Source organism: Promicromonospora sp. NPDC057488, assembly GCF_042802395.1.
GTDB lineage: Bacteria > Actinomycetota > Actinomycetes > Actinomycetales > Cellulomonadaceae > Promicromonospora.
This window is the reverse complement of the sequence record NZ_JBHVEG010000011.1, coordinates 62,260-68,911: the sequence shown is the minus strand read 5'-3', so window position 1 is coordinate 68,911 and position 6,652 is coordinate 62,260. Positions and strand designations below refer to the sequence as shown.

The 6,652-nt window shown below is 73.3% G+C and carries 6 protein-coding genes; all 6 read right to left on the bottom strand.

The features are described from left to right. Positions 1-78: 78 nt before the first annotated feature. A complete protein-coding gene (locus tag ACFU5G_RS04205) occupies positions 79-2,259 on the bottom strand; it encodes an RICIN domain-containing protein (protein ID WP_377241096.1) in 2,181 nt (726 codons plus the stop codon). Between the two features lie 93 nt (positions 2,260-2,352). Continuing rightward, positions 2,353-2,859 carry a hypothetical protein gene (locus ACFU5G_RS04200; RefSeq protein WP_377241094.1) on the bottom strand — a complete coding sequence of 169 codons (507 nt, stop codon included), beginning with the start codon at positions 2,857-2,859 and terminating at the stop codon, positions 2,353-2,355. 43 nt (positions 2,860-2,902) lie between these two features. Continuing rightward, on the bottom strand, positions 2,903-4,057 hold the full coding sequence (gene solA, locus ACFU5G_RS04195; RefSeq protein WP_377241092.1) for an N-methyl-L-tryptophan oxidase: 1,155 nt from the start codon (positions 4,055-4,057) through the stop codon (positions 2,903-2,905). Between the two features lie 58 nt (positions 4,058-4,115). Beyond that, a complete protein-coding gene (locus ACFU5G_RS04190; RefSeq protein WP_377241090.1) occupies positions 4,116-4,862 on the bottom strand; it encodes an SDR family NAD(P)-dependent oxidoreductase in 747 nt (248 codons plus the stop codon). Continuing rightward, a complete protein-coding gene (locus ACFU5G_RS04185; protein WP_377241088.1) occupies positions 4,859-5,761 on the bottom strand; it encodes a fumarylacetoacetate hydrolase family protein in 903 nt (300 codons plus the stop codon). Before ACFU5G_RS04185 ends, ACFU5G_RS04190 begins: the two co-directional genes overlap by 4 nt. Further along, a complete protein-coding gene (locus ACFU5G_RS04180; protein WP_377241086.1) occupies positions 5,758-6,651 on the bottom strand; it encodes an amidohydrolase family protein in 894 nt (297 codons plus the stop codon). Before ACFU5G_RS04180 ends, ACFU5G_RS04185 begins: the two co-directional genes overlap by 4 nt. Position 6,652: the final 1 nt, after the last annotated feature.

Genomic DNA, 6,652 nt, shown 5'->3' with positions numbered 1-6,652 from the left:
GCTCTGAGCTGGCTCAGAGCGAAGAAACTTAGGCCTCGAAGGGGATCAGTGGGACGGGTGCGGATCAGCAGCCCGCGGTCACGGCCCCGTCGTCAGGTACGTCACCTGCCGACCGGAGTTCACCGTCTCCCCCGTGTTGTTGATGACCCGCCGGATGGTGCCCACCCCGCCCAGCGAAACGGTCACCATGTTGTGGAACCGCACGCCCGACCGCACCGGCACCTCGAAGGCCCGCGCGTTCGCCACCGCCGGGTTGACGTTGAAGAACGCGTAGCTGCCGAGCCCCCAGGCCTGGTGGTCGGTCACGGCGTCGCCCACCTTGTACGCCGCCCAGCCCTCGGTGGAGCCGTTCATGTACGCGGCCTGGTTCGGCGGGTCGTACGGCATCTCGTTCTGGTAGAAGTACGTGCGCCCGCGCTCGCCGTTCCAGATGGTCTGGTACTGCTGGTAGTGCTCGACGAACAGGCCGTACATCGTGACGTCGTCGCCGTTGACGATCAGGCCGTTGCGGCCGGTGTTGATGTTCCAGCCGACCGTGCCGCTGTTGCCGTGGTCGGCGCGCCAGATCCAGGCGTGGTCGCCGATCACGTCGTCGCTGTTGACCTCCATGCTCACCACAGCCTTGCCGGCGACCGAGCCGCCCACCCGGATGAACACGTCGGACAGCACCGTCGGGTTGGCCGCGTGGTCGGCGGACGAGCCCGCCGGGCCCACCTGGAGCAGCACGTTCGAGCCGCCCGTCCCGGCGTCGAACATGATCCCGGCCAGGCGCACGCCGTCGACGTCGGCCACGCGCATGGCGTCGATGCCGCCCTGCGGCACGAACGTGGCGAGGCCCAGCCCCAGCACCACGGTGTCGGCGCGGTTGACCTGGAGCGTCTGGCTGATCGGGTAGGTGCCGGGGGTGACCAGCAGGTTCTTGCCGGCGGCGAGCGCCGTGTTCATGCTGGCGGCGGAGTCGCCGGGCCGCACCACGTGGAAGTCGCTGATCGGCAGCGACCGCCCGGCCGGGTTGCCGCCGCCCCACGTGGTGCCGGCCGAGCCGGACCGGACGGCCGGGACGAAGACCCGGTAGGAGCCGTTGTCGTCGACGTAGAGGTACGGCTTCTCGGCGACCTTCGGGGTGGCGGCGATGGTCGTGTAGGGCGGGTTGGGGAAACTGTTCGACGGCGTCCCGGTGCTGCCCACGAACACCTGGTTCCAGTTCGACCCGGTCCAGCTCCCCATGGCGGAGTTCCGCGTGAGGAACTGCTGCTGGGTGCCGGAGTTGATCTGGCCGTCGACCTTCGAGTCGGCGATGAACCCGCCGGACGACCAGCCGCCGTCGGACAGGGCGAGGTTGCCGCGCAGGTGCATGCGCCGGTAGGGCGCCGCCTGGGACACGGACCACCGGTCGTTGCCGTCGGCGGGCGTCACGGACAGGCCCTCCGCGGAGCGCCAGAAGTTCTGCGTGGCGTTCTGCGAGCCGTCCGGCCACCAGTCGGCCTCGACGTGCACATGGCCGTTGATGTTCACGTCGTCGGGCACCAGCCCGAGGCCCGCGACCTGCGTGAAGAAGCCGACGTTGGCGTCGACGTCGTAGGAGCCCGGGTAGAACAGGAGCGCCTGGCGCTGGGTGCCGAACTGGTTGGTCTCCTGGGCGTCGAAGACGCTGTTGAGCTTGGCCTGGACCGCGGAGTCGGACATGGACGTGTCGAAGACCGCGACGTTGGGGCCGAGGTCCGGGTTGGCCGGGTCCGGCAGGACCGGGTCGGGGTTCGGCCCAGGCACGGAGCTCCCGTTGTGCGTCCACTTCTGGTTGGCGGCGCCGGTGCAGGTCCAGAGCTGCACCTTGGTCCCGTTCGCCGTCGCGCCGCCCGCGACGTCCAGGCACTTGTTCGCGGCCTGGTTGACCAGGTCGCCGGCCGCGGTCAGCGTCCACCGCTGGCTCGCGAGCGAGGAGTAGCAGTCCCAGAGGTGGACGACGGCGCCGTTCGCCGTCGAGCCGTCGGCGACGTCGAGGCACTTGCCGAGCCCGCGCACGGAGCCGTCGTCGGCGAAGGTCCAGGTCTGGTTGGCGTTGTTCGACGTGCAGTCCCACACCTGGGGCCGGTTGCCGTTGGCGGTCGATCCCTCGGTCACGTCGAGGCACCGGCCGCTGGCGGAGCCGACGATCGTGCCGGTGGAGGCGGCGACCGCGCCGGGCGACGCGACCACCCCCAGCAGACCGGCGAGCAGGACGGCGCTCAGCGCGCCGACCACCTTCCGAACACGTGACATGGCAGCCTCCGGCAGGGTCTGGCGCCGCGTCGTCGCGGCGGCGCCTCACCCTACCGAGCCACTTACTAACCTGTCAGTAGGTAAAAACCCCTATCAGCGCCGCCGGGGCAGGGGCTTGGGCTCGGCCGGGTCGGCGCCGGCCTCGCCCTCGGGCGCCGAACCAGCCGGGGCCATGGCGGCGGCCAGCTCGCTCTCGTCCGCGGTCGCACGGCAGTACACGCGCTTGCCGCTGCCCTTGCACAGCTCGTGCAGGCCCGCGGCGAAGGCGTGCAGGTCCTCGGGCTCGGCCCGGCGGAAGCGCCGCGAGAGGGACCAGTGCTTGACCACGTCGTCCAGCGTGGTGGGTCGCACCATGCCGAACAGCGTCACCAGGTGGTTGGACAGCCGGATGAGCAGCCGGGCGCCGTCCGGGCTCTCGGCCACGAGCTGGGCGCTGCGCAGGCCGTCGTCGCCGGTGGGGCCGCCGAGCAGCCGCTCCAGCTGGCCCAGCACGGAGGCGGGGTCGACCACGTGGGATCCCACGGCTCCGTCGATCTCGCCGCCGTCGATGGTCAGGGCAGCCGTCTCGTCGTCCGGGGCTGCGAAATACTCGAACCTCATGCGCGCATCTTTCCGCATGTCAGGGGGTGCTCGGTGCCATTCTTCACGCGGGACGTCCCGCGAACCGGTCCGGGTCCATGAAGCTCACGTCGCCGTAGGTCTGCTCGCCGACGGCGATCTGCGCCAGCAGCTCGCCCACGCCCGCGACGTGCTTGAACCCGTGCCCGCTGTCCCCGCCGGCCATGACCAGGCGCGGGTCGCCGCCGGGGCGGCCCACGAGGAACAGCTCGTCCGGCGAGTTGGTGATCATGCACGGGATCGCCTTGACCGGTACCGGGTCCACCTGCGGGAACGCCGCCGCGACCGTCTCGGCCAGGCGGTCGATGTCGCGGCGCGGGTGGATGTACCGGTCCAGCTCGTCGGGGTCGGTGTCGTCGTGCCCGTGGTCGCTGAGCCCGATCTTGATGTGGAAGCCGTCGCCGCTCCCGTGGCCCCACAGGCCGCGCCCGTCGGCGAGCTCGTAGATGAACGACGGGAAGGCGGACAGGTCGAACTGCTGCGTGGCGTCCGCCTTCGGCGCGAACCAGTACAGCGGGGTGCGGCGGGGCCGCAGCGGCAGGTCGGGCAGCAGCTTGGCGTTCCAGGCCCCGGCGGTGACGACCGCCTGCGCGGCCTCGAACACGGCGGTGGGCGTGGTCACGCGCACGCCGCCGTCCACGAGCTCCACCGACGTCACGCGCGTGCCCGGGTACACCTGGGCGCCCGCGTCCATGGCCGCCCGGACCTGCGCGCGGACGTTGCGTTCGGGGAAGCAGAGGCCGCCCTCGGGGTCGAACACCCCGACGGTCCGCTCGTCCAGGCCGGCGTACTGCGGGTACCGGCGTACCAGCTCGTCGTGCACCAGGTGGTGCACCTCGACGCCGGCTGCCTCGGCCGCCGCCGTCGTGCCGCGGACCGGCAGGGACGCCGGGTCCCCGACGCTCAGGCAGCCGGTCTGCTCCACGTAGCTCTCGCCGTACCGCTCCCCCAGCCCGGTCCACAGGTCCAGGGACTTGCGGGCCACGGCGGCGAGACCGGGGTGCTCCATGCAGGCGACCCGGAACAGCCGGGTCGCGCCGTGCGAGGACCCGAGGTTGTGGCCGATGTCGAAGCGGTCGATCCCGGCCACGGAGACGCCGCGCTCGGCGAGCCGCCAGAGCGCGGCGCTCCCGAAGCCGCCCAGCCCGACGACGACGACATCAGTGGTGATGGTGCTCATCCGGCCACGCTAACCCCCGCGGTCCCCGGCGCAGCGCCGGGGACCGGCCGCCGAGACGTCATGCGGGGCGGACCCGGAGGGAGTGCATCCCGCCGTCGACGGCGATCGTCGTGCCCGTGGTGGACGCCGCCTGCGGGCTCGCGAGGTACGCGACCGCCTCGGCGACCTCGTCCGCGGAGACGAGGCGGCCGTGCGGCTGCCGTGCCTCCAGGGCCGCGCGCTCGGCCGCCGGGTCGTCCGCGCGCGCCAGGAGCCGCCCCACCCAGGGGGTGTCCACGGTGCCGGGGTTGACGGCGTTGACCCGGATGCCCTCGCGCACGTGGTCCGCGGCCATGGCCTGGGTCAGCGCCAGCACGGCGCCCTTGCTGGCGCTGTACAGCGCGCGCTGGGGCAGCCCGGCGGTCGCGGCGATCGAGCACGTGTTGACGATCGCGGCGGACGGCGAGCGGCGCAGCAGCGGCAGCGCGGCCCGCGTGGTGCGCGCGATGCCCACCACGTTCAGGTCGAGCACCCGCAGCCACTCCTCGTCGGGGTTGTCGGCCACGGTGCCCTGAGCGCCGATGCCCGCGTTGTTGACCAGCACGTCGAGCCGGCCGAGCTCGGCCTCGACGGCGGCCACCGCGGCCTCGACGGAGGCGGCATCGGTCACGTCGACCGGCAGGGCGAGGTCGGCGTCGGCGGCGTCGGGGTCGACGTCGAACACCGCGACCCGGGCCCCGCCCGCGCGCAGCCGGCGCACGATCGCGGCGCCGATGCCGGAGGACCCGCCCGTGACCACGGCGACGAGGCCGTCGAAGGCGGTCATGCGCGCACCTCCGCGTTCCCCGTGGAACCGGACCCGGAACCGGCCGGCTCCCACGCCACGTACTCCTGGCGCTGGCGGCCCAGGCCCTCGATCTCGAGGGACACGACGTCGCCCGGGCGCAGGTACGGGAACCGGCCCGACAGCGCGACGCCCTCGGGGGTGCCGGTCAGCAGCACGTCGCCGGGCTCCAGGGCCAGGTACTGGCTGAGGGTGTGCACCAGCACGTCGACGCCGAAGATCAGGTCTGCCGTGGACGAGTCCTGGCGCGGCTCGCCGTTGACGAAGGAGCGCAGCCGCAGGCCGGTACCGGCGCCGTCCACCTCGTCGGGCGTGACCAGCCACGGGCCGAGCGGCGTGAAGCCGGGGGCGTTCTTGCCTTTGGACCACTGGCCGCCGGACTCCTCGATCTGCCACGCGCGCTCGGACAGGTCGTTGGCCACGGTGTACCCGGCGATCACGTCGCGGGCCTGCTCGGGCGAGTCGAGGTAGCTGGCGCGGCGGCCGATCACCACCGCGAGCTCCACCTCCCAGTCCGTCTTGCGGCTGCCCCGCGGGATGGTGACGACGTCGTCCGGGCCGGCCACGGTGTTCGGCGTCTTGAGGAAGATCACGGGGCGCTCCGGCGGGGCGGAGCCGGACTCCGCGGCGTGCGCCGCGTAGTTCATGCCCACGCAGACGACGGCGGAGGGCCGGGCCACCGGGGCGCCGAACCGCTCGCCGTCCACGTCGACCTCGGCGAGCGTCCCGGCCGCCAGGGCCGCGCGGGTGCGCGCCACGCCGTCGGCGGCGAGGAAGGCGCCGTCGATGTCCGCCGTGAGCGGGCTCAGGTCCCGCCAGCCGTCGCCGTCGTGCGCCACGGGGCGCTCCTGGCCGGGGCTTCCGATCCGGGCGAGCTTCATCCTTGCTCCTCTTCGATGGTTGGTGCGGGCAGGCCGTACGCGCGCCGCGCCGTGCCGTGCCAGATCGCTTCCTGCTCGGCCGGCGACAGGCCGGCCAGGAGGCTCGACAGCGTCTCGACCCACGCGTCGTAGCGGGCGGCCAGGAGGCTGACCGGCCAGTCGGAGCCGAACATGAGCCGCTCCGGCCCGAAGGCCGCGACCGCGTGCTCGACGGCGGGCCGCAGGCCCTCGGCCGTCCACGCGGTCCAGGACGCCTCGGTGACCAGGCCGGACAGCTTGGCCGTCACGTTCGGCGAGGCCGCGATCGCATCGATCGCCGCCGCCCAGCCGGCGAGGTCGCCGCCGGTGGTGGGGTCGGCGCCGGCGAGCGGCGGCTTGCCCAGGTGGTCCAGCACGAACGGCACCTCGGGCAGCTCGCGCACCAGCCGCGCGACGGCGGGGAGCTGGTCGTGCCGGGTCACCAGGTCGAGCGCGAGGCCGGCGGCGGCCACCGCCCGCATGCCCCGGCGCAGGTCGGCGCCGTCCAGATAGGCCGGGTCGTGCTCCGCCTGGACCATCGACCGGACGCCCACCAGGTGGGCGCCGCCGGGCCCGGACCGCAGCCGGGCCAGGGCGCCGGCGACGTCGGGGTCCGCCAGGTCCACCCAGCCCACCACACCCTGGACCACCGGGGTGCGGGCCGCGAGGGCCAGCAGGTCCACGGTCTCGGCCTCGACCTGCACCGACTGGACCACGACCGTGCCCGTCACGCCCTGGCCGGCCAGCGCTTCAGCCAGGTCGTCGGGCGTGAAGTCGGCGTCGATTGCCGCCATGGTCACCGGGTCGATCCAGTCCTGCGGCGTCCGCGAGCGCACCCACAGGTGGTGGTGCGCGTCGATCCTCTGCGTCATG